General features: G+C 65.7%; 25 protein-coding genes. 17 read left to right on the plus strand and 8 right to left on the minus strand.

The window, feature by feature from the left end:
- Nucleotides 1–49 precede the first annotated feature (49 nt).
- The 4 genes from HG262_RS18990 to HG262_RS19005 all read right to left on the minus strand — a co-directional run bounded on the left by HG262_RS18990 (nt 50) and on the right by HG262_RS19005 (nt 4,656).
- On the minus strand, nt 50–1,801 hold the full coding sequence (locus HG262_RS18990) for a SulP family inorganic anion transporter (protein ID WP_169272491.1): 1,752 nt from the start codon (nt 1,799–1,801) through the stop codon (nt 50–52).
- 139 nt (nt 1,802–1,940) lie between these two features.
- Nucleotides 1,941–2,813 (minus strand): phosphonopyruvate hydrolase, encoded by an 873-nt coding sequence (locus HG262_RS18995; protein WP_169272492.1) that lies wholly within the window; start codon nt 2,811–2,813, stop codon nt 1,941–1,943.
- A gap of 82 nt (nt 2,814–2,895) precedes the next feature.
- A complete protein-coding gene (locus HG262_RS19000) occupies nt 2,896–3,444 on the minus strand; it encodes a hemerythrin domain-containing protein (protein ID WP_169272493.1) in 549 nt (182 codons plus the stop codon).
- Between the two features lie 51 nt (nt 3,445–3,495).
- The gene (locus HG262_RS19005) at nt 3,496–4,656 is read right to left on the minus strand and encodes a D-alanyl-D-alanine carboxypeptidase family protein (RefSeq protein WP_211187532.1); all 1,161 of its coding nucleotides are present in this window, start codon (nt 4,654–4,656) and stop codon (nt 3,496–3,498) included.
- Between the two features lie 352 nt (nt 4,657–5,008).
- On the opposite strand from HG262_RS19005, the gene HG262_RS19010 reads away from it, so the two are divergent.
- The 10 genes from HG262_RS19010 (at nt 5,009) to HG262_RS19055 (ending at nt 15,196) form a co-directional block, all read left to right on the plus strand.
- The gene (locus tag HG262_RS19010) at nt 5,009–5,467 is read left to right on the plus strand and encodes an HU family DNA-binding protein (protein WP_105557822.1); all 459 of its coding nucleotides are present in this window, start codon (nt 5,009–5,011) and stop codon (nt 5,465–5,467) included.
- A 151-nt stretch (nt 5,468–5,618) separates the two neighbouring features.
- On the plus strand, nt 5,619–6,131 hold the full coding sequence (locus tag HG262_RS19015) for a MarR family transcriptional regulator (RefSeq protein ID WP_169272495.1): 513 nt from the start codon (nt 5,619–5,621) through the stop codon (nt 6,129–6,131).
- Nucleotides 6,132–6,209: 78 nt separating this feature from the next.
- Entirely contained in the window at nt 6,210–7,442 is a 1,233-nt protein-coding gene (locus tag HG262_RS19020) for an MFS transporter (RefSeq protein WP_169272496.1), read from the plus strand.
- 84 nt (nt 7,443–7,526) lie between these two features.
- Entirely contained in the window at nt 7,527–10,184 is a 2,658-nt protein-coding gene (gene leuS, locus HG262_RS19025; RefSeq protein WP_169272497.1) for a leucine--tRNA ligase, read from the plus strand.
- Nucleotides 10,185–10,195: 11 nt separating this feature from the next.
- Nucleotides 10,196–10,858 carry an LPS assembly lipoprotein LptE gene (gene lptE, locus HG262_RS19030; protein ID WP_169272498.1) on the plus strand — a complete coding sequence of 221 codons (663 nt, stop codon included), beginning with the start codon at nt 10,196–10,198 and terminating at the stop codon, nt 10,856–10,858.
- A 3-nt stretch (nt 10,859–10,861) separates the two neighbouring features.
- Complete coding sequence (gene holA, locus HG262_RS19035) at nt 10,862–11,917, plus strand: DNA polymerase III subunit delta (protein WP_169272499.1); 1,056 nt, start codon at nt 10,862–10,864, stop codon at nt 11,915–11,917.
- Nucleotides 11,918–12,035: 118 nt separating this feature from the next.
- Nucleotides 12,036–13,301, plus strand: coding sequence for a glutamate-5-semialdehyde dehydrogenase (locus tag HG262_RS19040; protein ID WP_248293417.1), 1,266 nt, complete (start codon nt 12,036–12,038; stop codon nt 13,299–13,301).
- Between the two features lie 161 nt (nt 13,302–13,462).
- Nucleotides 13,463–13,843 carry a hypothetical protein gene (locus HG262_RS19045; RefSeq protein ID WP_211187528.1) on the plus strand — a complete coding sequence of 127 codons (381 nt, stop codon included), beginning with the start codon at nt 13,463–13,465 and terminating at the stop codon, nt 13,841–13,843.
- A gap of 4 nt (nt 13,844–13,847) precedes the next feature.
- Nucleotides 13,848–14,633, plus strand: a complete 786-nt coding sequence (locus HG262_RS19050) for a fumarylacetoacetate hydrolase family protein (RefSeq protein WP_169272501.1) — start codon at nt 13,848–13,850, stop codon at nt 14,631–14,633.
- Between the two features lie 26 nt (nt 14,634–14,659).
- Nucleotides 14,660–15,196 carry a GNAT family protein gene (locus HG262_RS19055; RefSeq protein WP_169272502.1) on the plus strand — a complete coding sequence of 179 codons (537 nt, stop codon included), beginning with the start codon at nt 14,660–14,662 and terminating at the stop codon, nt 15,194–15,196.
- Nucleotide 15,197: 1 nt separating this feature from the next.
- On the opposite strand, the gene HG262_RS19060 is transcribed toward HG262_RS19055, so the two are convergent.
- On the minus strand, nt 15,198–16,613 hold the full coding sequence (locus HG262_RS19060) for an amidase family protein (RefSeq protein ID WP_169272503.1): 1,416 nt from the start codon (nt 16,611–16,613) through the stop codon (nt 15,198–15,200).
- A gap of 101 nt (nt 16,614–16,714) precedes the next feature.
- Nucleotides 16,715–17,584: a LysR family transcriptional regulator gene (locus HG262_RS19065; RefSeq protein WP_169272504.1), complete on the minus strand. Its 870-nt coding sequence runs from the start codon at nt 17,582–17,584 to the stop codon at nt 16,715–16,717.
- A gap of 136 nt (nt 17,585–17,720) precedes the next feature.
- Here HG262_RS19065 and HG262_RS19070 point away from each other — a divergent pair, with 136 nt between their 5' ends.
- Nucleotides 17,721–19,133 carry an MFS transporter gene (locus tag HG262_RS19070; RefSeq protein ID WP_169272505.1) on the plus strand — a complete coding sequence of 471 codons (1,413 nt, stop codon included), beginning with the start codon at nt 17,721–17,723 and terminating at the stop codon, nt 19,131–19,133.
- Nucleotides 19,134–19,137: 4 nt separating this feature from the next.
- On the opposite strand, the gene HG262_RS19075 is transcribed toward HG262_RS19070, so the two are convergent.
- A complete protein-coding gene (locus HG262_RS19075) occupies nt 19,138–19,593 on the minus strand; it encodes a hypothetical protein (protein WP_248293418.1) in 456 nt (151 codons plus the stop codon).
- Between the two features lie 289 nt (nt 19,594–19,882).
- On the opposite strand from HG262_RS19075, the gene HG262_RS19080 reads away from it, so the two are divergent.
- The 4 genes from HG262_RS19080 (at nt 19,883) to HG262_RS19095 (ending at nt 22,400) form a co-directional block, all read left to right on the plus strand.
- The gene (locus HG262_RS19080; RefSeq protein ID WP_169272507.1) at nt 19,883–20,830 is read left to right on the plus strand and encodes a 3-hydroxyacyl-CoA dehydrogenase NAD-binding domain-containing protein; all 948 of its coding nucleotides are present in this window, start codon (nt 19,883–19,885) and stop codon (nt 20,828–20,830) included.
- A 17-nt stretch (nt 20,831–20,847) separates the two neighbouring features.
- On the plus strand, nt 20,848–21,618 hold the full coding sequence (locus HG262_RS19085; protein WP_169272508.1) for an efflux RND transporter permease subunit: 771 nt from the start codon (nt 20,848–20,850) through the stop codon (nt 21,616–21,618).
- A 90-nt stretch (nt 21,619–21,708) separates the two neighbouring features.
- Nucleotides 21,709–21,981: a GNAT family N-acetyltransferase gene (locus HG262_RS19090; RefSeq protein WP_169272509.1), complete on the plus strand. Its 273-nt coding sequence runs from the start codon at nt 21,709–21,711 to the stop codon at nt 21,979–21,981.
- A 17-nt stretch (nt 21,982–21,998) separates the two neighbouring features.
- On the plus strand, nt 21,999–22,400 hold the full coding sequence (locus HG262_RS19095) for a YchJ family metal-binding protein (RefSeq protein WP_169272510.1): 402 nt from the start codon (nt 21,999–22,001) through the stop codon (nt 22,398–22,400).
- A gap of 57 nt (nt 22,401–22,457) precedes the next feature.
- Here the strand turns inward: HG262_RS19095 and HG262_RS19100 are convergent, their stop codons facing one another.
- Nucleotides 22,458–23,330 (minus strand): LysR family transcriptional regulator, encoded by an 873-nt coding sequence (locus HG262_RS19100; protein WP_169272511.1) that lies wholly within the window; start codon nt 23,328–23,330, stop codon nt 22,458–22,460.
- 289 nt (nt 23,331–23,619) lie between these two features.
- On the opposite strand from HG262_RS19100, the gene HG262_RS19105 reads away from it, so the two are divergent.
- Both HG262_RS19105 and HG262_RS19110 read left to right on the plus strand, forming a co-directional pair.
- A complete protein-coding gene (locus HG262_RS19105) occupies nt 23,620–24,345 on the plus strand; it encodes a haloacid dehalogenase type II (RefSeq protein ID WP_169272512.1) in 726 nt (241 codons plus the stop codon).
- Between the two features lie 40 nt (nt 24,346–24,385).
- On the plus strand, nt 24,386–25,126 hold the full coding sequence (locus HG262_RS19110; protein ID WP_169272513.1) for an aldolase: 741 nt from the start codon (nt 24,386–24,388) through the stop codon (nt 25,124–25,126).
- Nucleotides 25,127–25,224: the final 98 nt, after the last annotated feature.

Here is a 25,224-nt window from a genome sequence, read left to right on the forward strand (position 1 = left end):
CAGCCGAATTGGCCGAATCCGGCGAACGTGGCGGATCCGCGCGGCGCGGTCAGTGTTCGCTTTGCGGGCTTTGCGGCTGGCATTCCCAGAAGATCCGGGCCTTGCATCCCGCGCAGATGCCAGGGTCCAGCTTGGCATAGATGGTGTGCAGCGCCGTGGCCTTGTCCGGGAAAATATGATCCGCGCCCAGGCGATCCAGAAAGCCCGTGCGGCGCCACATGTCCAGCACTTCCGGCCGCGGCCGGTGGAAGTACAGGTCGCCGCCCATTGCACGGCGCGCGGCCAGCTCGTCTTCCCACACCTGGGCGCCCGCCAGGTCGATGAAGTTCATGCTCTTGGCCATCACCAGGAGGTGGCGCGGCGCGTCCGGCGCCGCCCGCAGCTCGTGCAGCCGCTGGGCCACATGCGCCGCGGCGCCGAAATAGATCGAACCCTCCATGCGCAGCAGCTTCAATTGCGGGCATTCGGGCAGCGCGTCTTCTTGATGCGCCAGCACGACGAAGCGCCGGTCCAGCCCGCGGGAATCGAAGCCCATCGTGCGCATGGCCGGTCGCGAGGTGCGGTGCAAATACGCCATCAGCGACAACACGGTTCCCAACAGAATCGCCACCTCCATGCGGATCGTGACCGTGGCGGCCAGCGTCGCGCCGGCAATGGCGCATTCCCCCGGCTGCATGCGGATCAACTGGCGCCAGCGCGGAATGTCCAGCAAGGTCCACGCCACCAGCAGCAGCAAACCCGAAATCGCGGCGTTGGGGATCATCGCCAGCAGCGGCGCCGACAAAGCCACCAGCACCACCAGCAACACCGCGGAAAAGACGGCCGCCAGCGGCGTCTTCGCGCCTGCCTCGAAATTAGGCACGGACCGGTTCAGCGACCCGCAGGACAGGTAGCAAGAGAAAAATCCGCCCACGATGTTGGACAGCCCCTGCCCCGTGAATTCCCGGTTGGCGTCGATGCGCTGGCCCGAGCGCGTCGCGACCGCCTTGGCGATGGAGATCGACTGCGCCAACGCCACGATCGTCAATGCGAATGCCAGGCTGAGCAGATCGGGCAGCGTGCGCCAGTCCACGCTGGGCACATGGAACGGCGGCCAGGGCTGGGCGATGGCGCCGACGACCGAGACCGGTGCGCCGCCAGGCGGCACGGCCCACTTGTTGAACGCCGCCGCCGCCAGCGCCCCCGCCACCAATCCCAGCAGCATGGAGGGCTTGCGCTTGTCCAGCCGGCGCACCAGCAGCGCCACGCCCAGCGTGACCAGCGTCACCAGCAAGGCGCCTTGATGCACATCGCCGATATGCGTCCCCACGCTCACCAGCAGCGCACCGGCGCCGTGCGAGGCCGGCGACGGCAAGCCCAGCGCGTCCTTCAAGGCGTGGACCGCGATCAGCAGTGCCGCGCCGCTGGTAAAGCCGAACAGGGCCGACGGCGAGATGAAATGCGCCAGCGAGCCCAGGCGCAGCACGCCCACCAGCCATTGCATGATGCCGACCAACACCGTCACCGCCAGCGCCAGCTGTATATAGGCGGGGCTGCCAGCGGCCGCCAAGGGCGTCAGCACGGCGAACAGCGCCAGCGAATTCGCGTTGGTCGGGCCGGACATCACATGCCGGCTGGACCCGAACAGCGCCGCGACGATACAGGGAACGATGGCGGAGTACAGGCCGTATTCAGCGGGCAACCCCGCCAGCGTGGCGAACGCCACCCCTTGCGGCAACACCAGCAGCGCCCCCAGCAAGCCCGCCGACAAGTCGGCGCGCAGCGTCAACTTATTGACATCGTCCACCCATGAGCCAAACATGCGGCCCGCCAGATTTCTTGCCCCCTGCGTCATTCTGTCCCTTTCCCCTTTTTTCGATTTCCTGATCCGGCCGGCCCTGCGCGCGGAACAAGGTCGCCTAGCGTAATCGCTCGACCCCACCGGCGCAACGCGCCCCCGGCTATTTCAGATAGCGGCGCTCCAGTTCGCGCATGCCGGCGTCGCCCTGCAACGCGATGATCTCTTTGACCGCAGGCAACCCGGCGTCCACCGCGTGGATGCCGCCGTCCTGGCGGATGCGGGCGAACACATCGCGCATTGCGCCCACTGCGGCACGGATGGCGTGGTTGCCGTAGATCACCAGCCCCACCTTGCCCAACGCCTGGATATCCGACTCCCGCAACTGCGGATACGCGGTCGGCACCAGCACCAGTGGCACGCGTCCCGCCCAGGCCTGCGCAAAGGACAGGATCTCGTCGGGCGTGGTTTGCTTGGAGTGGATCAGGATCGCGTCGGCGCCCGCGGCCTCGTAGGCGTACGCCCGCGCCAGCGCTTCTTGCTGGCCCAACCCGGCGATCAAGGCTTCGGTCCGGGCGATCACGCAGAAATCCGGGTCGCGCCGCGCGGCGCAGGCCGCTTCGACTTTGCCCTGGAATTCCTCTACGCGCACCAGTTCCTGCCGGCCGTCCGCGCGCAGGCTGGTGTCTTTGGGGAAGGTCTTGTCTTCCATCACCACGGCCGACACGCCGGCCGCTTCGTATTGCGGCAGCATGTACGACACGTTGATGGCGTTGCCGAACCCCGTGTCGATGTCGGCGATGACCGGCACCGTGACTGTGCCCGCAATAGCCCGCATCATGTCCAGATGCTGCGACGCGGAAAGAATGCTGGCGTCGGGCACCGCATAGCTTGCCGAGAACTCGAAGCCGCTGCCCCAGATCGCATCGAACCCGGCCTCGGCCGCCAGGCGGGCCGACATCGGGTTATGCGCCGACATGGCGTGCATCAAGAGGGGATCCTGCAATTTCTGACGGAATACGCGGTGGCGGCTCATGGCATGAATGCGGAACTCCAGCGCCCGATGCGCCGGCTACAGGCATCGTAGCGCCAATCGCGACCGGTATGGCCGAGACGGTTCAGCCCGCGTCGCCGCCGCGCCGCGCCTTCATCGCCTGCCCGATGTCCGCCAGCGCGTTATCGGAAATCAGCCGCGCGGCCATCGGCAGCAGTTCGTCTTCTTCGCGCCGGATATGCGCCGCATAGGCCGCGGCGAATGCTTCCGCCTGCGCCGGCGGCAAGATCGCGGGCCGCCCCGCGGCGACCTCGGACAACGCCTGCCGCAGCGGCGCCCACAAGGCCGCCAGTTGCTGATGCTCGGCCACCAGCCCCCGCACCAGCGCGTGCAGGCAGCCCGCGTCGGAGCCCGCCATGGACTCGATCAAGGCCGGAAAGAGATCCTCTTCCTCGTCTTCGTGATGGTGCGCGGCAGCCGTGTCGAAATAGCGGACTACGGCGGCGGCGGCCGTCTGCGCCGCTGCGTCGCTGCCGTGCGCGGGCAGATGCGCCGCCAGCCGCGTCAGCGTGGCGCATTGGCGCGCGATACGGCCATGGCAAGCGGACAGCAGCGCCAACGGATCATCCGCCCCCGGCGCAGGCGCCGGCCCTCCAGGAAAGCTCACCGCCATCGCACACCTCCTTGCCGCCGGCCCAAGCGCACGCCCGACGGCGTGCCAAGATCAACTTGAATGGCCGCGCCACCACAAGCGCACGGAATCCCAGGCGCGGCCGGCGAACCCCGCCTCCGCCACTGGCTCCAACGCCACGACCGGGAACTGCATCGACGGTTTGCCGTCCACCAGCACCCGCAACGCGCCCACCGTGTCCTGGGCCGCGATCGGCGCCATCAGCGGCTCGCGCGGCGTCCATACGGGTTCCACCTTGGCGCCCGCGGGCACGGTCACATAGGCGTCCCGTGAGAAACCAGCCTTCAGGCTGTCACTTTCACCCTTCCAGACTTCAGGCGTGGCCACGGCCTGGCCGCGCGCGTACAGCTTGATGGTATTGAAGCCCTGAAAGCCCCATTCCAGCAACTCCCGGCTTTCCTGGGTCCGCAATTTATCGGACGCCGTGCCCACCACCACCGTGATCAGGCGGCGCTGGTCCGCGCCATTGGGTCGGCGCGCCGTCGCCACGATGCAATAGCCGGCAGAGTCGGTATGGCCCGTCTTCAGGCCATCCACGCTGGGGTCCAGCCACAGCAGGCGGTTCCGGTTGGGCTGGGTGATCTTGTTGAACGTGAACTGCTTGGCGGAATCGTAGGTCTTGTACAGCTGGGGGTAATCGCGGATGAAGCGCGTGGCCAGGACGGACAAGTCGCTGGCCGTGGAGTAGGTGCCCGGATCCGGCAGGCCGTGGGGGCTGGCGAAATGCGTCGCGTGCAGCCCCAGCCGCGCGGCCGTGTCGTTCATCCGCGCGACAAAGGCCTCGACGCTGCCCGACACCGCTTCGGCCAGCGCGATGGCCGCATCATTGCCGGACTGGATCATCAGGCCGCGCAGCAATTCGTCCACCGACACCTTGGAGCCCGGCTCCAGGAACATCTTGGAGCTGCCCGCCGGCACTTTCCATGCGCGCGTCGAAATCACAACCCGTTGGCCTGGCGTCACTTCCTTCTTATTCAGCGCCTCGAACACGACGTAGGCCGTCATGATCTTTGTCAGCGAGGCGGGTTCGATCCGCGTGGTGGCCGCGTGCGACGCGATCACCTGGCCGCTGGTCTCGTCCAGCAGCAGCCAGGCTTTGGCCGACAGCACCGGCTGAGGCATCGGCTGCGCCATCGCCCCCGACATGCACGCCGTCGCAACGAGCAGGCCCGCTGCAAACTTTTTCATCAACAACATATAAGAGCTTCAATCCATGCTTGGGTTGTTCCCGCGCGGAAACGAGCGCCAATCGGCCTGAGCAGCAGGCCGGCGTTCAACAATATCCCCGCGCGCCGCACGCAATTGGAACACGGCCGGCGCCAATGGTTCAGTGCTGCGATGTTCCGCAAAAATAGGCCTCGAATGTCACGACCTATTGCAGAAGCCCTTGCAGGAAGCACTTTCTGCGTCGAAAACAACAAACAGAGGCTTAAAACCCGTTAGAAAGCCGCAAGAACTTCAAGTCTTCCGCTATCATCGGGCGCGTAGCGTTAAAAGCCGATATCCGGCCCGCGCTGCTCCATGTCCTCAACTACGGATTTTGACCATGGCCACGAAAGCAAAAGCTCCTGCCAAGAAAGTCACCAAGCCCGCCGTCAAGGCGCCCGCAAAGAAGGCAACCGCCGCCAAACCCGCTGTGAAGCCCGCAGCAAAGAAGGCCGTCGCCGCCAAGAAGGTCGCTGCTGCACCCAAGGCCATCAAGGCTGCCCTGAACAAGACCCAACTGGTTGCTTACATCGTTGAGCAATCCGGCGTTGAAGCCAAGGCCGTCAAGGCCGTCCTGGCCAGCCTGGAAACCTCGGTTCTGGGTTCCGTGGACAAGAAGGGCGTCGGCGAATTCACGCTGCCCGGCCTGTTCAAGGTTGCCGTGCAGAAGGTTCCGGCCAAGGCCAAGCGCTTCGGCAAGGATCCGTTCACTGGCGTCGAGCGCTGGTTCCCCGCCAAGCCGGCTTCGGTCAAGGTGAAGGTTCGCCCGCTCAAGAAGCTGAAGGACGCCGCGCAGTAATTCGCGCGAGTATCCGGTCAAGCCGGAAGGGCCCGCCTCGAAAGAGGCGGGCCCTTCTTTTTTGCCGCGCGCTTTGCGCAGGTCCCGGTCCTGCTGTTAGAATTTATCTTCACGTTAAGAAACTTTATATAAAACTAAATTCGGTTTTCCCATGAATGACCTTGTCGATCAGGTGATCTCGCAATGGAGCGCGGAATGTCCCAACCAGGACTTCGCCGCCATGACGGTCGTCACCCGGGTGTTCCGCTTGAACGCCTTTGCCGCCCGCAACGTGAACCGCAGCTTCCGTCGCTACAACCTGCATCAGGGCGAATTCGACGTGCTGGCCACGCTGTACCGCACGGGCGCCCCGCACGCCATGAATCCGCAGAAGCTGGTCGATGCCCTGCTACTGACTTCCGGCGCCATGACCAACCGCCTGGACCGCCTTGAACAGGCAGGCCTGCTGGTGCGCAACCCCAACCCCGACGACCGGCGCGGCATCATCGTGACGCTGACCGTGGAAGGCCTGCGCGTGATCAAACTGGTCCTGAAAGACTACCTGAAAGACCTGAACGAACTGCTGGACCCGCTATCGCCGGCCGAGCGCAAGCAACTGGCCGGGCTGCTGAAAAAGCTGCTGATCAAACACGACCAGGAGACGCCCGGCGGCATCGGCGCCTGACGCCTGCCCCGCGTTTGCCCAGCTTTGCCCCGGCTCGTTGCCCGCGCGCCTTCCCCGCATCACCACCGCCTGCCACCCATGACTTCCGCTTCACCCGCCAAGACGACTCCCTCCGCGACGCCGACACTGACCGCGCCGATCATCCTGCTGATGTCGGTCGCCACCGGCCTTGCCGTCGCCAGCAATTACTACGCGCAGCCGCTGCTGCACACGATCGGCCAGCAGTTTTCGCTGTCCAACGCGACGGCCGGGGCCATCGTCACCACCGCGCAGCTCAGCTACGCGCTGGGACTGATGCTGCTGGTGCCGCTGGGCGATATGTTCGAACGCCGCAGCCTGATCGTGCTGATGACGCTGCTGTCGGCAGGCGGCCTGCTGATTTCCTCCTTCGCGACCAGCATCGCCGTGCTGCTGGTGGGCACTGCGCTGACCGGCCTGCTGTCCGTCGTCGCTCAGATCCTGGTGCCGTTCGCCGCCACGCTGGCGGCGCCGCACGAACGGGGCAAGGCGGTGGGCACCGTCATGAGCGGGCTGCTGCTGGGCATCCTGCTGGCCCGCACCGTCGCCGGCGCCCTGGCCGACGTGGGCAGTTGGCGTACGGTGTACTGGGTGGCCGCCATTCTGATGACGGCCATGTCAGCCGCCCTGTGGCGCCTGTTGCCGCGCTACCAGAGCCCCACGTCGATGAGCTACCCGCGCCTGCTGGGCTCGATTCTGCGCATGTTCATTGAAGAACCGCTGTTCCGCGCCCGGTCGCTGCTGGGTTTCCTGCTGTTCGCCGCCTTCAGCATGCTGTGGACCACGTTGACCTTCCTGTTGTCCAGCGCCCCCTATGAATACAGCACCACCACTATCGGGCTGTTCGGCTTGGCGGGGGCGGCCGGCGCCTATGCCGCCAACCGGTTCGGCCGCCTGGCCGACCGCGGCCTGGGCAACCTGGCCACCCGGATCGGCCTGCTCCTGCTGCTGGGGTCCTGGGGCCTATTGGCCTTCGGCCAGGCCTCGGTGGCCGCACTGCTCGCAGGCATCCTGATCCAGGATCTGGCGATCCAGGGCGTCCATGTCACCAATAGCAGCGCCCTGTACCGCCTGCGTCCGGAGGCCCGCAGCCGCCTGACCGCCGGCTACATGACCTGCTACTTCATCGGCGGGGCGACCGGTTCACTGGTATCGTCCTGGCTTTACGCCCATTTTGGCTGGCCCGGCGTGGTCACCGCGGGCGCCGTTCTGGGCGTTGTTACGTTGGCATATGGCGCCTTGTCGCCCAGTGCCCGCATCCCGGAAACGGCTCCGCCCCCTGCCCGCGCCTAGCACCTCCTATAATCAGGGGTTTTGACCGCCACCGCGTCCGCGCGGCAGGGCGGCTCACCCTTTTTTGCCACCGTGCCCGAGCCCATGCAGGAACGTTACCTCCCCACTACCGTCGAAGCGGCCGCCCATCAAGACTGGCAGGCCCGCGACGCCTATCTGGTCCACGAACACGCGAAGAACGCCGACGGCTCCGAAAAGCCGAAGTTCTACGCCTGCTCGATGCTGCCCTACCCCAGCGGCAAGCTGCATATGGGCCACGTGCGCAACTACACCATCAACGACATGATGGCGCGTCAGTTGCGCATGCGTGGCTATAACGTCCTGATGCCCATGGGCTGGGACGCCTTCGGCATGCCGGCGGAAAACGCCGCCATCAAGTCCAAGGTTCCCCCGGCCAAGTGGACCTACGACAACATCGCCTATATGAAGAAGCAGATGAAGGCGATGGGTCTGGCGATCGATTGGACGCGCGAGATGTGCGCCTGCGATCCGCAGTATTACAAGTGGAACCAGTGGCTGTTCCTGAAGATGCTGGAAAAGGGCGTGGCCTACCGCAAGACCCAGGTCGTGAACTGGGATCCGGTGGACCAGACCGTGCTGGCCAACGAACAAGTCATCGACGGCCGCGGCTGGCGCTCTGGCGCGCTGGTCGAAAAGCGCGAGATCCCCGGCTACTACCTGCGCATCACCGACTACGCCGACGAACTGCTGGGCGCCGTCCAGAACGACCTGCCCGGCTGGCCCGAGCGCGTCCGCCTGATGCAGGAAAACTGGATCGGCAAGTCCGAGGGCCTGCGCTTCGCCTTCCCGCACAAGATCGCCGGCCAGGACGGCCAGCTGATCCAGGACGGCAAACTGTACGTCTTCACCACGCGCGCCGACACGATCATGGGCGTGACGTTCTGCGCCGTGGCGCCGGAACACCCCCTGGCCACGCACGCCGCGCTCAATAATCCGCAGCTGTCCACGTTCATCGAACAATGCAAGCTGGGCGGCACGACCGAGGCCGAAATGGCCACGCGTGAAAAAGAAGGCATGCCCACGGGCTTGTTCGTCACGCACCCGGTCACAGGCGCCGACGTCGAAGTCTGGGTTGGCAACTACGTGCTGATGACCTACGGCGACGGCGCCGTCATGGGCGTGCCCTCGCACGACGAGCGCGATTTCGCCTTCGCCAAGAAATACGACCTGCCCATCGTCCAGGTCGTGGACGTGGTCGGCAAGGAATACTCCACCGACGCATGGCAGGAATGGTACGGCGACAAGCAGTCTGGCCGCACCATCAACTCGGGCAAGTACGACGGCCTGACGCACAAGGAAGCCGTGGACGCCATCGCGGCCGATCTGGGCGCGCTGGGCCTGGGCGAAAAGCAGACCACGTGGCGCCTGCGCGACTGGGGCATCTCGCGCCAGCGCTACTGGGGCACTCCGATCCCGATCATCCACTGCGCGGATTGCGGCCCCGTCCCGGTCCCCGAAAAAGACCTGCCCGTCGTCCTGCCCGATGACCTGATCCCCGACGGCAGCGGCAACCCGCTGGCCAAGAACGAAGCCTTCCTGTCCTGCGCCTGCCCGAACTGCGGCAAGCCCGCGCGCCGCGAAACGGACACGATGGACACGTTCGTGGACTCGTCCTGGTACTTCATGCGCTACACCTCGCCTGGCAACGACACCGCCATGGTCGACGCGCGCAACGACTACTGGATGCCGATGGACCAGTACATCGGCGGCATCGAGCACGCCGTGCTGCACCTGCTGTACGCCCGTTTCTGGACCAAGGTCATGCGCGACATGGGCTTGCTCAACTTCGACGAGCCCTTCACCAAGCTGCTGTGCCAGGGCATGGTGCTGAACCACATCTATTCGCGCAAGACGCCCCAGGGCGGCATCGAGTATTTCTGGCCCGAAGACGTTGAAAACGTCTATGACGACCGCGGCGCCATCACCGGCGCCAAGCTGAAGTCGGACGGCTCGGCCATCACGTACGGCGGCGTGGGCACGATGTCCAAGTCCAAGAACAACGGCGTCGATCCGCAATCGCTGATCGACACGCTGGGCGCCGACACGGCCCGCCTGTTCGTCATGTTCGCCAGCCCGCCCGAGCAGACCCTTGAATGGTCAGACTCCGGCGTCGAAGGCTCGAACCGCTTCCTGCGCCGCCTCTGGTCGATCAGCTACGCCCGCCGCGACGCCGTGGCGCGTGGCCTGGCCAATGGCGCCGACTGGTCGCAAGCCCAGGCCGCCGTCAAGGATCTGCGCCGCGAGGTCTACACGCTGCTCAAGCAGGCCGACTACGACTACCAGCGCATCCAGTACAACACCGTCGTGTCCGCCTGCATGAAAATGCTGAACGCCATCGACGACGCCAAGCTGTCCGAAGACGCCGCGTCCGACGCCGCCTACGCCGAGACCCTTGGCGTGCTGCTGCGCGTGCTGTATCCGGTCGTCCCGCACATCACTTGGCACCTGTGGCAAGACCTCGGTTACGCCAAGGAACTGGGCGACCTGCTGGACGCGCCGTGGCCACATGTGGACGAAGCTGCGCTGATCGCGGACGAAATCGAGCTGATGCTCCAGGTCAACGGCAAGCTGCGCGGCTCGATCCGCGTGGCCGCCGCCGCCCCCAAGGAAGACATCGAGAAGCTCGCCGCCAGCCAGGAAGAAGTCGCCCGATTCCTGGAAGGCCGCCCGCCCAAGCGCGTTATCGTGGTTCCGGGCAAACTGGTCAACGTCGTAGGCTGATGAGGTCAAGCATGTACTTCGCCGGGCAACAAACGCACTCCTCCCGCCAATCCTGGCTGCTGCGCGGCGCCTGCCTGGCGCTGTTCATGCTGCTCTCCGCCTGCGGTTTCGCATTGCGGGGAGTCACCCCGATGCCGTTCGATACCCTGTATGTCGGTATCCCCGACAACACCCAGTTCGGCGCCGACGTGCGGCGTTCGCTGCGTGCGGCTTCGCCCAACACGAAGCTCGTGGACTCCCCTAAAGAGGCGCAGGCCATCCTCCAGCAGGTTTCTGATTCGCGCACGCTGCGCGAGGTGTCGCTGAACGCCCAAGGCCGCGTCGAGGAATACGAACTCGGCATCAACTACACGTTCCGCCTGATCGACAACAAGGGACGCGCGCTGATCCCCGACACCACGCTCTCGATCTTCCGCGAAATGCCCTATGACGATCAGGTCGTGCAAGCCAAGCAGGGCCAGATCGACACGCTGTACAAATCCATGCAACGCGATCTCGTCACCCGGGTGCTGCGCCGCATGACCGCGCCTGACGTGCGCCGTGCATTCGAGAACGCCGAGGAACGCGGCGAAAACGGCGAAATCCCGCTGTACGATCCGAATGCGCCGCAACCGCAGCGCACGCCTGCGCCGTGGCAGACGCCATCCACCACTGATCCGGCCAACCTGCGCTAGCCCATGGCACAGTCTATGGACGCGGACCGGCTGGCCGAACATCTGCAGCGGCCGGGCAACCGGCTCGCCCCGATGTACACGGTATCGGGCGACGAGCCCCTGCTGGTGACCGAAGCGGTTGACGCATTGCGCGCCTCGGCGCGCAATGCCGGCTACACCGAACGGCTGTCCATGGTGATGGACGCCCGCAGCGACTGGAGCGCGGTCACCGCCGCCACCCAGAGCGTCTCGCTGTTCGGCGACCGCCGCATCCTCGAGATCAAGATCCCCACCGGCAAGCCCGGAAAGTCCGGCGCCGACACCTTGGCCAAGCTGGCCGATCAGGCCGAGAAACAGCCCGATGCGGACACCCTGGTCCTGATCGCCCTGCCCCGCCTGGACAAGGCCACCCGCGAAAGCCGCTGGGTCCAGGCCCTTGCCCGCGGCGGCGTGATGGTCGACATCGCCAATATCGAACGCGGCCGGCTGCCGGCCTGGGTCGGCATGCGGCTGGCCCGCCAGAACCAGCGCGCCGACGGCGCCACGCTGCAATGGATGGCGGACAAGGTCGAAGGCAACCTGCTTGCCGCGCACCAGGAAATCCAGAAGCTCGGCCTGCTCTACCCCGAAGGCCAACTGGCGTCCGAAGACGTTGAGCGGGCCGTGCTGAACGTCGCCCGCTATGACGTCTTCGGCCTGCGAGACGCCATGCTGGCCGGCGACATTTCCCGCACCATCCGCATGATCGACGGTTTGCGCGCCGAGGGCGAAGCGCTGCCGCTGGTGCTCTGGGCTGTCGGCGAAGAGATCCGCCTGCTGGCTCGCGTCGCGGAAGCTCGCGCGTTGGGCCAGGACGTCAACGGCCTGATGCGCCGCCTGCGCATCTTCGGCGCCCATGAACGGCTGGCGCTGCAAGCCCTGGGCCGGGTGCAGCCCGGCGTGTGGCCGGCCGCGGTGCAACACGCCCACGAAGTCGACCGCCTGATCAAGGGCTTGTCCGTACCCGGCCGCCTGTCCGACCCCTGGGAAGAAATGACGCGGCTGGCGCTTCGCGTTGCCGCCGCCGGCGGACGACCGTGAAGGCGGCATTGCCGCCGCCTTCGCCTCACCCCGCTCCCTACGCCCGGCCATCCGGCCGGATATACACTGAATCTTCAGGCGGCGCCTGCGCCGCCCCCACTCCATGATCGACGCCGCCATGTCCTCGTCCTCCATCGAACACGCCATGCTGACCCTGGGCGAAAATGCCCGCCGCGCTTCGCGCGCCATGATGCGCGCCAATAGCGCCGCCAAAAACAAGGCGCTGCTGGCGATGGCCGACGCCCTGGCTGCCAGCCACGACGAACTGAAGGCCGCCAATGAAAAAGACGTTGCCGCGGCCCGCGCCAACGGCTTGGAACCCGCCTTGCTCGATCGCCTGACGCTGTCCGACAAGACCCTTGCCCACATGGCCGAAGGCCTGCGCCAGATCGCCGCCCTGCCCGATCCGATCGGCAGCATCACCGCCACCACCGTGCGCCCCAACGGCATGCGCGTGGCCCAGATGCGCGTTCCGCTGGGCGTGATCGGCATCATTTACGAATCGCGCCCCAACGTCACGATCGACGCCGCCGCGCTGTGCCTGAAGTCCGGCAACGCGGCCATCCTGCGTGGCGGCAGCGAAGCGCTGCACTCCAATATCGCCCTGGGACGCGTGGTGCAAACGGGGCTGGCCGCCGCCGGCCTGCCGCAAGATGCCGTGCAGGTCGTGGCCACGGCCGACCGCGCCGCCGTGGGCAAGCTCATCACCATGACCGAGCATATCGACGTCATCGTGCCGCGCGGCGGCAAAGGCCTGATCGCGCGCCTGTCGCAAGAAGCCCGTGTGCCGCTCATCAAGCACCTGGACGGCAACTGCCATATCTATATCGACGCTGCGGCCGACCCCGACAAGGCGCACAGCATCGCGTTCAACGCCAAGACCTACCGCTACGGCATCTGCGGCGCAATGGAAACGCTGCTGGTCGACGCCGTGGCCGCCGTTTCCATCCTGCCGACGCTGGCCGCCGCGTTCATCGAGCACGGCGTCGAACTGCGCGGCTGCCCGCGCACGCTGGCCCTGCTGCCGCACATCACACCGGCCACCGAAGAAGACTGGGGCACGGAATACCTGGGCCCGATCTTGGCCGTGCGTATCGTCGATACGCTGGACGACGCCATTGAGCACATCGCGCGCTGGGGGTCCGGCCACACCGACGCCATCGTCACGGAAGACCTGTCCGCGGCACAGCGCTTCCAGCGCGAGGTCGACTCCAGCTCGGTCTATGTGAATCTGCCAACCTGCTTCGCCGATGGCTTCGAATATGGGCTGGGCGCCGAAATCGGGATTTCCACCAACCGCTTGCATGCGCGCGGCCCGGTCGGCCTTGAAGGCCTGACCACGCTGAAGTGGGTGCTAAGCGGCGAAGGCCAGACGCGCGGCTGATTCCGGCCTTCCGCGTGCGCCGGGGTTGCCGCCCATGCCGCGCGCCTCGCTGACGCAGCCCTGAACACGGGGCTGCGCCAAGCCTTCTACAATACGGCCAGGATTTTTTCCAGGCTTCTTATCATCCCGACGCGGCACGCCGCGCACTCTCGAGACCCCCCATGCATTCACCCGTCATGGCCATGGCCTTCAGCCTATTCGTGCTCTGCTTCATCACCTGCTCGATCAGTGGCATTGTGTTGTTCTTCTTCAAAAGCAAGCAGATCAACGCTACGCTGAAACACCCGTACCTGCAGCACCGCCCCTTCAAGCAATACCCGCTGTCCATCCAGGCAGCCATCATGCTGGATTACTTTTTCCGCCTGATGTTTCCCGGCACCCGCTTCTGGCTGATCGGCAATGCCAATGACCTGCTGGGCCATGTCGATCCGAAAAAGACGCCGCTGGCGTTGAAGTGGCCCATCGTGGGTTTCTGGGGATCTTGCTGGTTGGGCCTTATCGCCATGATCGTCTTGTGGATCATGCTGTATCTGGGAGCCTGAACCCATGCAGATCAGAATTGAGGACTATCCCGGCAGCCTGGACGCGGCCCGCACGCTGATCGCCGCCCGCGACAGCGGCGTCGCTGGCCCGCGCCTGCCCGGCGCCTGCCGTCCGCAGTCGCTTGGCCAGGCGTTCGCCGTGCAGCAGCGCACTGCGCAGTTGCTGCAAGAAACCCGGCAAGACCGTATCGCGGCTTGGAAAAGCGCCCTGCCGTCGCCGGAGAAAACCGTGGTGGCGCCGATCTACGCGTCCGGCACCGCCTACGCCGAAGCCGGCCCCATCCCCAGCCGCACCGCCATCGTGCGCATCGAACCCGAAATCGCGTTCGAACTGGCTCATGACCTGCCCGCGCGCGATACCGCCTACACCGAAGCCGAGGTCGACGCGGCGATCGGCGGCGCGCGGCTTGCGCTGGAAGTCCTGGGTTGCCGCTATGCCGCTCCTGAACACGCCAGCTTGCCTGAACTGCTGGCGGACCACATGTTCAACCAGGGCATCGTGCTGGGTCCGCGCATCATATCTCCAGACGCGGCGCCCGCCAGCATGAGCCTGACCCTGGCGGTGGACGGCCAGGAAATCGAGCAACACGCCGGTTTCCATCCCAACGGCCACCCCAAGGCCGGGCTGTATTGGCTGGCGAACTTCCTGCGCGAGCAGGGCCTGGGCCTGCATGCAGGCCAGCACGTGATCACAGGCTCTTATGCCGGCTTCCTGGACGTGCCTGCCAACGAAAACATCGAAATCACGTATGGCGACCTTGGCGTGCTGCGCCTAAGGTTCAGCACGTAACCGCCCCCACCGCCGGAGCCCTCCCCATGCTGACCTTGCGCCGCTTCGCACATTCGGATTTTCCGTTGCTGGCCAGTTGGTTCAAAAGCCTGCCGGAGGTGGTGCAGTGGGGGGGCTCGCACCTGTCGTTCCCGCTGACGCCTGCCGAGATGGCAGACATGCTTGCGCAAGGGCAGGCCCACCCGCCCAACCGCCTTTGCTGGATGATTTGCCGTGACGGCACGCCCGTCGGCCATGCCCAGTTGGCGTATGACTGGCGCGACGGCAACGCCCGCTTGGGCCGCGTCGCCATCGCCCCCGCCGAACGTGGGCAGGGGCTTGCCCGGCCGATGGTCACGCTGATGATCGAAGAAGCCTTCCAGACGCCCGGCATTGAACGCCTGGAGCTGAACGTCTACATGTTCAACACCCCGGCCATCCGCACTTACGAGGCGCTGGGTTTCACCATGGAAGGCGTCCGGCGCTCGTCCACCCGCGCGGGGGACGAACGTTGGGATACGGGCATGATGGGATTGCTGCGCGGCGAATGGCAAGCCGTGACACCCCCCGCCGCACGCGGCTGAACTAGCGCGGCTCGGGCTCTGCGATGCTGACGGGTTCTCCGGCGGCTTCAATCGCTTCACCTGCAGCCAGGCACAGGTCTTCCCGGTAGCGCCCCGCCACGATCTGCACGCCGACCGGGCTCTGCCCCGCGCTGCTCATGGCGCGCCCCATCGCCACCGACAACGCGGGCAAGCCCATGAACGGCACGCCGATCTGGGTCATCTGCGCCCGCCACACGCGGGCATAAGCCGCATCGCCCTGCAAGTCGAGCTTGTCCGGAAACGGCAGTTCAGCCGACACCGGCAATAGCAGAATGGGATATTCCGCAAAGAACAATTCCCACAAGCGCGTAAGCGTCGCGCGACGCGTCAGCACGGCGGAAAAACTGTTCAAGTCAGCCCCCGCGGCCTTATCGCGCTGGCCGCGCAACGCCACCAGCGCCCCCGCGTCGCCTTCCTTTTGGGCGGCTGCCAGCATGCCGTCATAGCCGTCCGCCATCCACATGCGAATCTGAAGATCAGCGGCCTCTTGCAGCGGCGGAAGCGAATCCAGCGTATCCACCGTCCAGCCGGCCTCGGTCAGCCTGCGCGCGGCTTCCTGCAACGCCTTCACGACCGCCGGTTCCGTTTCCATGCCTTCGGGATTCACGCACAGCGCCGCGCGGCGCGGCACGTCCGGGCCCACCAACGGCGCGGGCACCCACCAGGGATCTCGCGGATCGGCCGCCGCCAAGGCGGCCAGCCCCAAGCGCACATCGGCAATCGTGCGCCCCAAAGGCCCCGACACCGCGGTCAATTGCCCGCCGATCGACCGCTCCGGCAAGGCGGCGTTGTAGGCGGCCACGCGGCCCAGCGACGGGCGCAGCCCGTGCACGCCGCATGCATAGGCAGGATAGCGGATGGACCCGGCGATATCCGTGCCATGCGCCAGATGCCCGATGCCGGCCGCAACCGCCGACGCGGCGCCGCCCGACGAACCCCCAGGCGTCAGCGCGGCATTTCGGGGGTTGCGCGTCTCCCCATGCACGAGGTTGCTGGTGAACCAGCGCAACGAAAACGCGGGCGTGTTGGTGCGCCCCAGGATGACGGCGCCGGCCCGCCGCAGGTTGTCCACGACCGGACTATTCACAGCCGCGATCAGGTCTTTCTGCAGCGTGACGCCATTGGTGGTGGCATAGCCCGCCTGGTCCACATTGACCTTCACCGTGACGGGCACACCGGCCAGGATGCCAGGGTCTTCCCCGCGCGCCAACGCGGCATCCACCGCGGCCGCTTGCGCCAGCACATCCTCGGGACGGTGGTCGACGACGGCGTTGACCGCAGGATTCGCGGTATTCAGCCGGCCCAGCGCGCTATGTGCCGCCTCCACGGCGGACACGTCGCGATTGCGAATACGGGTGGCAAGTTCAACTGCGGACAAACGCCAGATTTCGGACACGCGTGACTCCTGAGAGATGGGCTTTGGTACCAACCTTAGCGCCTGCCGCGCCCGCCCACAAGCCACGGCTTACCGCAATGCTCCGCCCGCATGTTCTGCCGCTACCCTTCCGTTTCGAAGACCTCCACGATCGCATCCGCCACCGCACGCACACGGGCCGTGCGGTTCAGGTCGCCGTGCATCACCAGCCACAAGTCGTAGGGTTCGCTGCGGGTAGGCCAGATACGGACCAGGTCCGGATAGTCCGCGACCATATGCGTCGGCACCTCGCCGATCCCCAAGCCGGCCGCGACGGCTTCGATGATCATCATCCCGGAGTTCAGTTCGATCGCCACATGGCCGTTGCCCGTGGGTTCACCGCAGAAGGTGTCCGACCAGCCCGGCAGCACCGACTGCTGATAGGTCACCAGCGCATGGCCGGCGAATGCCGTGCCCGGCCGCGGTTCGCCATGCCGGGCCAGATAACTGCGCGATGCGTACAGCCCCACCTCCTTGCGCGCCAGGTGGCGCTGGATCAGATCCGGGTTGTCGGGCTTGACGTTGCGGATCGCCAGGTCCGCCTCGCGCCGCGTCAGATTGCTGAGCTGGATCGACGCCGACAGCAGCACCCGGATGTCCGGATGCTGGGCATGCACCCGGCGGACCGCCTCCATGATGAAGTAGCTTGCCACCGTCTCCGAAGCGGCCACCCGCACCACACCGGACAAGCGGTGGTCCAGGCCCTGCATCTGCCGCTGCAACTGGTCGGCCGCCTGTTCCATACGCTCGGCGGCGGCAAACGCCAGCTCGCCCGCCGCAGTAGGCACATAACCGCCAGGCGTGCGCAGGAACAGCCGCGCGTCCAGCGACGATTCCAACGCCGCCAGCCGCCTGCCCGCGGTCGCCTGATCGATCTGCAGCAATGCCGCCGCGCCCCGTAACGTGCCTATCCGATAGATGGCCAGGAAAATCCTGGCGTTGTCCCAATCCATGGCGCCCCTTTCAACCGCGTCACACGGGTTTATTTGATGCATTTTTGCATGATCATAAAGCAGTTATACGGCTTTTTTGCATCAACAAAACCTCCTAAGCTTCACCCCTCGAAATGCCGCAATACCCATCGCCATCATGACTACCGCCTGCCCCCAAGCCCCCGTCCCCGCCCCCGTTCCCGCTGCTGTCGACGCCAAGCCCGCCATCGGCTGGCTGCCGCTCGTCACCCTGGCCATCGGCTTCGTCATGGCCATGCTGGACGTCACTGTGGTCAATGTGGCGCTGCCCAGCATCGCGCTGCAATTCACCGTCCCGCTTACCGACCTGGTCTGGATCGTGGACGGCTACACGCTCACCTTTGCCGCGTTGCTGCTGGTGGCCGGGGCCCTGGCCGACCGCTATGGCGCCAAGACGATCTACCTTGCCGGCCTGGGCGTGTTCACGCTGGCGTCGCTGCTTTGCGGCCTGGCGCCGGACGCCAGCTCGCTGATCGCCGCGCGCATGCTGCAAGGCGTGGGCGCCGCCCTGTTCATGCCCAGTTCCCTGAGCCTGCTGACGCACGCCTATGACGACGAGCACGTCCGCAACCGCATGCTGGCCGCATGGTCGGCCATCGTGGCGGTGGCGGGCGCATCGGGCCCATTGCTGGGGGGTGTGCTGATCCACCAATTCGGCTGGCGCGGCATCTTCCTGATCAATCTGCCGCTGGGCGTGGCCGGACTGTGGCTGGCCCGCCGCCGCATCCTGGCGGCGCCGCGCCGTCCGCGCGCGCTCAATCCCCTGAGCCATCTGCTGGGCGTAATCGCGTTGTCGTCTTTGTGCTTCGTGCTGATCCAGGGCAACGCCTACGGCTGGACATCCAGCCGGATCGCAGGCGTCGCCGCCCTATGCGCCGTGGCCGTCGTGCTGCTGGTGCGCCGCGAACGCCGCCACGCCGACCCGATCCTGCCTCGCGCCCTGTTCAAGACGACGCAGTTCGCCGCGGCCAACGGCGTGGGGTTCCTGATCAACCTGGCCTCCTACGGCCAACTGTTCCTGCTCAGCCTGTTCCTGCAGCATGCGCGCGGCGCGGACGCCCTCCAGACCGGCATCCAGCTGGTGCCCATGCTGGCCGTATTCTCGATCGGCAACATGATTTCGGGACGCGTGTCGGCGCGCTGGAACGTTTCGGCGGCGTTGCTGGGCGGCGTGTCGCTTGCCGCCATCATGAGCGCGGCCGGCATCTACGCGTTCTCGCCGGACATCGCCTACTGGCCGTTCGCCGGCATGGTCGCGCTTGGCAACCTGGGCGTGGGCATCGCCGTGCCCGCAATGACCAGTGTCGTCATGCAGGTGTCCGGCAAGCAGCACGCCAATAGCGCGGCCGCCGCGCTGAACGCCAACCGTCAATCCGGCGCGCTGGTGGGCGTCGCGCTGATGGGCACGATCCTGCATCTGTTGCCCGACTGGCACGCCAGCCTGCCCACGGCCTACGTCGTCATCGCGGCGGGTTACGCGACAGCGGTCGTGCTGGTCTGGCGGCATCTGCGGCACGGCCACAATGCCTGACGCCTCAGGCCTTACGGCCCGGCAGGATGGCGATGCCGCGGCCAGCAAAGAACGCATCGAATACGGCAAGCGGCAATTCGACATCCGCTTGTCTGCCCACTTCGCCTGACGGATTGTGAAAGGTCACCGACGTGTCGGTCGCCCGCGTCACCAGCACCAGATGGCCCCCTTTGGTCGCCGGGAGCTGATCGGTCTGGCGGATATCCGGGTGCACTGACGCCATGAAGTAATCAGCGCGCTCCAGCACCGCCGGTAGTTCGCGAGTGTCCAGCCCAACATGCACCTGGGCATCCAGGCCGAATTCCTCGGCGACAAAGTGCACGAACGGCGCATAGATCAGCCCTTTGATCTCGCCGTCGCGGTCCGTATAGGCGCCGAACGGCACGCAGCGCCGAGCGAGTTCCAGCGTCGGATGGATCTGGCCGCTACGCGCCGCCAACACCATTTTCAGGCAGGCCATGCCACAGACATGATTCGCCCAGCGGGCGTATTCCTCGACGTCCCGGGCCCCGGAAGCTCGCCACGCCGGATCGTCAGCCAGGTCCCGTTCTTTCCGGATGAACGCTCCCGCCAGGTGAGCCGATTCCCATTGGCAAAAATACGGTACGGCCGATTGGCCGGAAGACAAGGCATCCACGTCGCGCGCTCCGCGTGTTCATCAACGTTTGCCATGTTGCCGGCAGATTCGTCCATTGGCAACGATCCGGCGTTTGCTTCACAATGCGGTGATCCCCCAACCGGAGAGCCGCATGCCCAGCACTGCCACGTCCAGCCTGTCCATTCGCAGCGTCGCCATCGTCGGCGCCGGTACTATCGGCGCCAGTTGGGCTGCCCTGTTTCTGGCACACGGACTGGACGTCGTCGTCAGCGATCCGGCCCCCGATGCCGAACCCCAGACCCGGGCGCGCGTGCAAGCGGCGTGGCCGGTGCTGACGGAACTGGGCCGCGTCGTTGACGGCGCGTCGGCTGATTCGTTGCGCTTCGAACCCGACCTCGCCACCGCCTTGGCCGGCGTGGACTTCGTTCAAGAAAACGCACCCGAACGCGAAGATTTCAAGATCGATCTCTTCGCGCGCATGGACGCGATCCTGCCGCCGCACGTGATCGTGGCGTCCAGTTCCTCGGGCCTGATCATGAGTCGGCTGCAGTCGCGCTGCCGCCATGCCGGACGTTTCGTCATCGGCCATCCGTTCAACCCGCCGCACTTGATCCCCTTGGTTGAAGTCGTGGGCGGAGAGCAGACGTCGGCCGACACCATTGACCGCAGCATCGCCTTCTACCAGGCGATGCACAAGTTTCCCATCCGCCTGAACAAGGAAGTGCCCGGCCACATCGCCAACCGCCTGCAAGCCGCCTTGTGGCGCGAAGCCATCCACCTGGCTGCCGAGAACGTCGCCAGCGTGGCCGACATCGATGCCGCCGTATCCCAAGGCCCGGGCCTGCGCTGGGCGCTGTTCGGCCCCCACATGACCTTCAACCTGGGCGGAGGGGCCGGCGGCCTGGCCAACTTCATGGACCATCTGCTGGGACCCGTGCAGACCTGGTGGGACGACCTTGGCGCGCCGCAAGTCACCCCTGAACTGCAACGGCGCCTGATTGAAGGCGTCAACGCCGAAGCCGGCCAACGCAGCATTGCGGACCTCGTGGAAAAACGCGACGCGCAGCTCACGGCGCTGCTGAAGACCTTGGGTACGTAGGCCCCGCGATGCCTTTCATGACATCGATGCACCGGCGGCCCTTGACGCGGGCGCGCCGCGGTTGGCAAGCCGCTCGGCGTGGCCTGGCCGCTCTGGTCTTATGCGCCGTCCAGCCGGCGGGCGCCACGCAGGCGGGCGACACAGATGCCGCCCAGCCGCCCGCCCTCGTATGGGGCGCAGTGCCCAACGGGGATCTCTATCTGCTCGTCGCCAGCCCGCGGCTGAGCAAACCCGAACTGCAACAACTCGCCGCGAAAACAATCGGGCGAAACATCGGCGACGACCACTACATCACCCAGGTCTGGAGCAACCGGCCGGAACCTCTCCAACTTTGGTTCTCGATCGATCCCGCGCGGCTTCGCGAAGCCGGCCTATCCAGAGAGCAGGCATTACAGGCGCTGGGTTCGACACTCGGCGTTTCCGCCCTGCCGAACTCGGGAATCGGCGCCCCGTCCTCGTGGCGCTATCCGGGCGCGACGCTCGAAAAATTCCAGGCCAGGACAGATGCGCTTACCCGTCTGGCGGACGGCCGCATCGTCACGCCCGCGGCGTGGACCACGTTCACGTATCAGCAGGCGCCGGAATCCTGGGAAGCGTGGAACAAGGTCACGCTCAGCCTGTCGATCGCCGAAGGAACGAGCCGCGACTCCCTGCAAGGCGTCGTCAGCGGGCGATTGACAGCACTTGCCTCCCAGTTGCCCGAAGACGTCTCGGTCCTGATCCTGCCGGCCGGGCCCCGGTTGAGCGAAGCCGACGGCATCTTCGTCACTTTCGGGCCGGACGAATAGGCCATCGTCCCGCTACGCCTGCGTCGGCACCGTGGTGCTGGTAATCTGAGCGCTTGGCTTTGCATCCCGACCCGATCAAGGAAAATCCGAATGACCGTTGTCACCCAAGACCCCGGGCAGTCCCGCTTCACCGCCACCGTCGACGGCGTCCTTTGCGTGCTGGACTATCAGCTGCAAGGCGATGTCATGGCCATCGTGCATACCGGCGTGCCCAGCCAGGTGGGCGGCCGCGGCATCGCGGCCGAACTCACCAGATACGCGCTGGAAACCGCGCGCGTCAACGGCTGGAAGGTCCGCCCCTTGTGCTCCTATGCCGAGGTCTACATGCGCCGCCACCCTGAATACAACGACTTGCGCGACTAAGCGCCCCACTGCGAATCGTGACGAAGAAATCCCCGTCCCCGGCCGCAGCCTGCCCTTGTGGCGGCACGGCCTATTCAAGCTGCTGCGGACGCTGGCATGAAGGCCCCTTGGCCATGCAGGCCCCCACCGCCGAAGCGCTGATGCGTTCGCGCTACAGCGCTTTCGTGCTGGACAAGCTGCCCTACCTGCTTGCCAGTTGGCATTCCAGCACCCGCCCCGCATCCCTGGAACCCAATCCACCCGACCTCAAGTGGCTTGGGCTGACCATCAAGCAAGCCCGCGATCAAGACGCCCACCACGCCACCGTGGAATTCGTCGCTCGCAGCCGCCAAGCCGGCCGCGCGCACCGTCTGCACGAAATCAGCCGCTTCGTCAGAGAAAACGGCTGCTGGTACTACGTGGACGGCGACCTGAATTGACGCCCCGCATCGCAGGAATCCCGTAACCGCCGTCCCCGAATCGTCTTCCCGTAGTCTCTACACGTCGACCGGACGCTGGATGTCCGTCTCGACGGCCTGCTTTAACGCCGCCACCAATTGCTGTTCCATGCCGCTTGTCGCGCGCGCGTTGCCCACGATCGCCAGCTCGGTCGGCAGCACGGCGGCAAGCCCGTCCCGCGCACCCAGCAGCGCATGCGTCTCCAGCCTTGCGAACGCGGGCAGCAGGCTCACCCCCAGCCCCGCCGCCACGGCAGCTTGAACCCCCGCCAGGCTGTGGCTGTGATACGCGACATGCCAGGGCCGCCCCGCGCTTTCCAACGCGTAGATCATGCGCTTGCGATAGATGCAGCCATGGGGAAACAGCACCAGCGGCACAGCAGCTGATCCCGCCAGGTGGCGCTTATCGCCCACCCATACCAGCCGCTCGGGCCAGGCCGCAAGGCAGGCCCCATCGCCTGGCTCGCGCTTGATCAGCGCCAGATCCAGATCGCCCGAAGCCAGCCTGCCCCGCAGATCCGTGCTCATGCCGCTGACAGTCTCCAAACGCGCATCGGGGTGCCGGGCGACAAACCCCGCCAGCAACACCGTCAGCCGCGACACATCGAAGTCTTCAGGGATACCTAATCGCAATACCCGCGCCGCGCGCGGGGCCGCCACGACATGCTCGGCCTCGTCGGCCATGGCCAGCAAACGGCGCGCGTAGGCCAGCATCAGTTCGCCGTCTTCCGTCGCCACGACATCGCTGCCGGCACGGTCACGCAGCAAAAGCGTCTTACCCACGGTCTGCTCCAGCTTACGCACCTGCTGGCTCACCGTGGACTGCGTGCGATGCACCCGATTAGCCGCCCGCGTGAAGCTGCCTTCGTCAACGACGCACACCAGGGTTCTAAGGAGTTCAAGGTCCAACATAATCGGTTTGATATCCGTCTATCGGCTGAGGGAGCGGGACTTAATGCGGTCTAACGGCTGCGCAGAGGCAAGGGCTTTAAGGGCGATCTATGGATTGGGCAGAGACGAGGGCTTTGAGGGCGCCCTATCGGCTGAGCAGGGAAACGGGCTTCAAGGCGACCTAACGGCTGATCACAGACTAGGGTTCCGATATCGACTTATCAACTAAGTTGAGTTTGATTATTAATTTTACGACTTTATCAGACGGGCTTAAGCTGGTGTCGACCATTCGCTTTGTGAGGAAACCGACATGCCGCTAGACCATCTTCCCCGTCCTCAATGGCTCACCTTCGACTGCTACGGCACGTTGATCCAATGGGACGAAGGCTTGCAAGCCTCCGTCTCCCGCATCCTGGCGGCCAGTTCCCGCATCCTGGCGGCCAGTTCCGACGCACCGACGCCGGCGCAATTCTTGCAGGTGTACGACGAACACGAACACCGCTTGGAGCGGACCCCGCCGCACCGCAGCTTTGCGGACATCACGCGGGAATCGCTGCGTCTGACGATGCGGGACGTAGGCCTTGCGTATCGTCCGGAAGACGCGGAAATGCTGACGAGCAGCATCTCCGCCATGCCTCCCTTCCCCGAGGTCGTAGACACGCTGGCCGCCCTGAAGCAGGCCGGCTTCCGGCTATGCATTATCTCCAATACCGACGACCAGATCATCGCGGGCAACGTCGCGCAGTTGGGCGGTCATATCGACCGCGTCATCACCGCCGAGCAGGCAGGCGCCTATAAACCGTCGCGCAAAATCTTCGCCCACGCCCACCATAGCCTTGGCGTCACACCGGACGAGGTGGTGCATATCTGCGCCAGCCCCCATCTGGACCATGCCGCCGCCCGGGACATCGGCTTTCGCTGCGTGTGGATCGACCGCGGTACAGGCCGCCAACGCTTGCCGGACTATCGCCCAGACGCTACCGTACCCACTTTGGACCGCGTACCAGGCCTGTTCCGCGACGCCGGCTGGCTTTGAACGGGGCGCGCCTCCCCTTACTTAACCCTTGAAGGCAGTCATGAATCAAGAACCCCGCTTCGCGGACGCCCTTTTTCACGCCGAACCCGTTGCCGCGCTTCGCGCAGATCTGGCGCTTGCTCTGCGGGCGGCTGCCGCACACGGCCTGGGGGAAGGCGTGTGCAACCATTTCAGCGTTGCGCTTCCCGGCGATCCAGATCATTTCCTACTCAACCCGCGCGGCCTGATGTGGAATGAAGTGCAGGCCGACGACATCGTGCTGATCGACGCTCATGGCAATAAGTTGGCCGGACGCCACGAAGTGGAGCCCACCGCCATGTTCATCCATGCCGCCATCCACCGTATCGCCGGCAAGGCCTGTGTCCTGCACACGCACATGCCCTATGCCACGGCATTGACGCTGACGTCCGATCGCGGGCTGGACACCACGTTGTCGCAGAACGCCATGCGCTTTCACGGGCGACTGGCAATCGACGAAAACTACAACGGCCTGGCGCTGGATGTCAGTGAAGGGGAACGCATCGCCCATGCGATGCAAGGCGCAGATATCGTTTTCCTGGGCAACCACGGTGTCGTCGTCTGCGGAGAACGTCTGGATTACGCCTACGATGATCTCTTTTTCCTCGAACGCGCCTGTACCGCACAGGTCCTGGCCCAATCCACCGGACGGCCCCTTAAGCCCGTTGACACCGCTATCGCCGGCAAGGTCGCTGCGCAGATTCAAAGCGAACGCCTGCAATCCGAACTGTTCTTCGCCGCGCTACGCCGCCAACTGCCCTGAACGCGTCGCCCTGATTGTATTGGCCCGACTTCCCTCGAGATCAAAACAAAACCCCCTCGCGGCGCCAGCCGCGAGGGGGTTTCTTTAATTCAAATCCC

Source organism: Achromobacter sp. Bel (assembly GCF_012928505.1).
Lineage (GTDB): Bacteria > Pseudomonadota > Gammaproteobacteria > Burkholderiales > Burkholderiaceae_B > Achromobacter.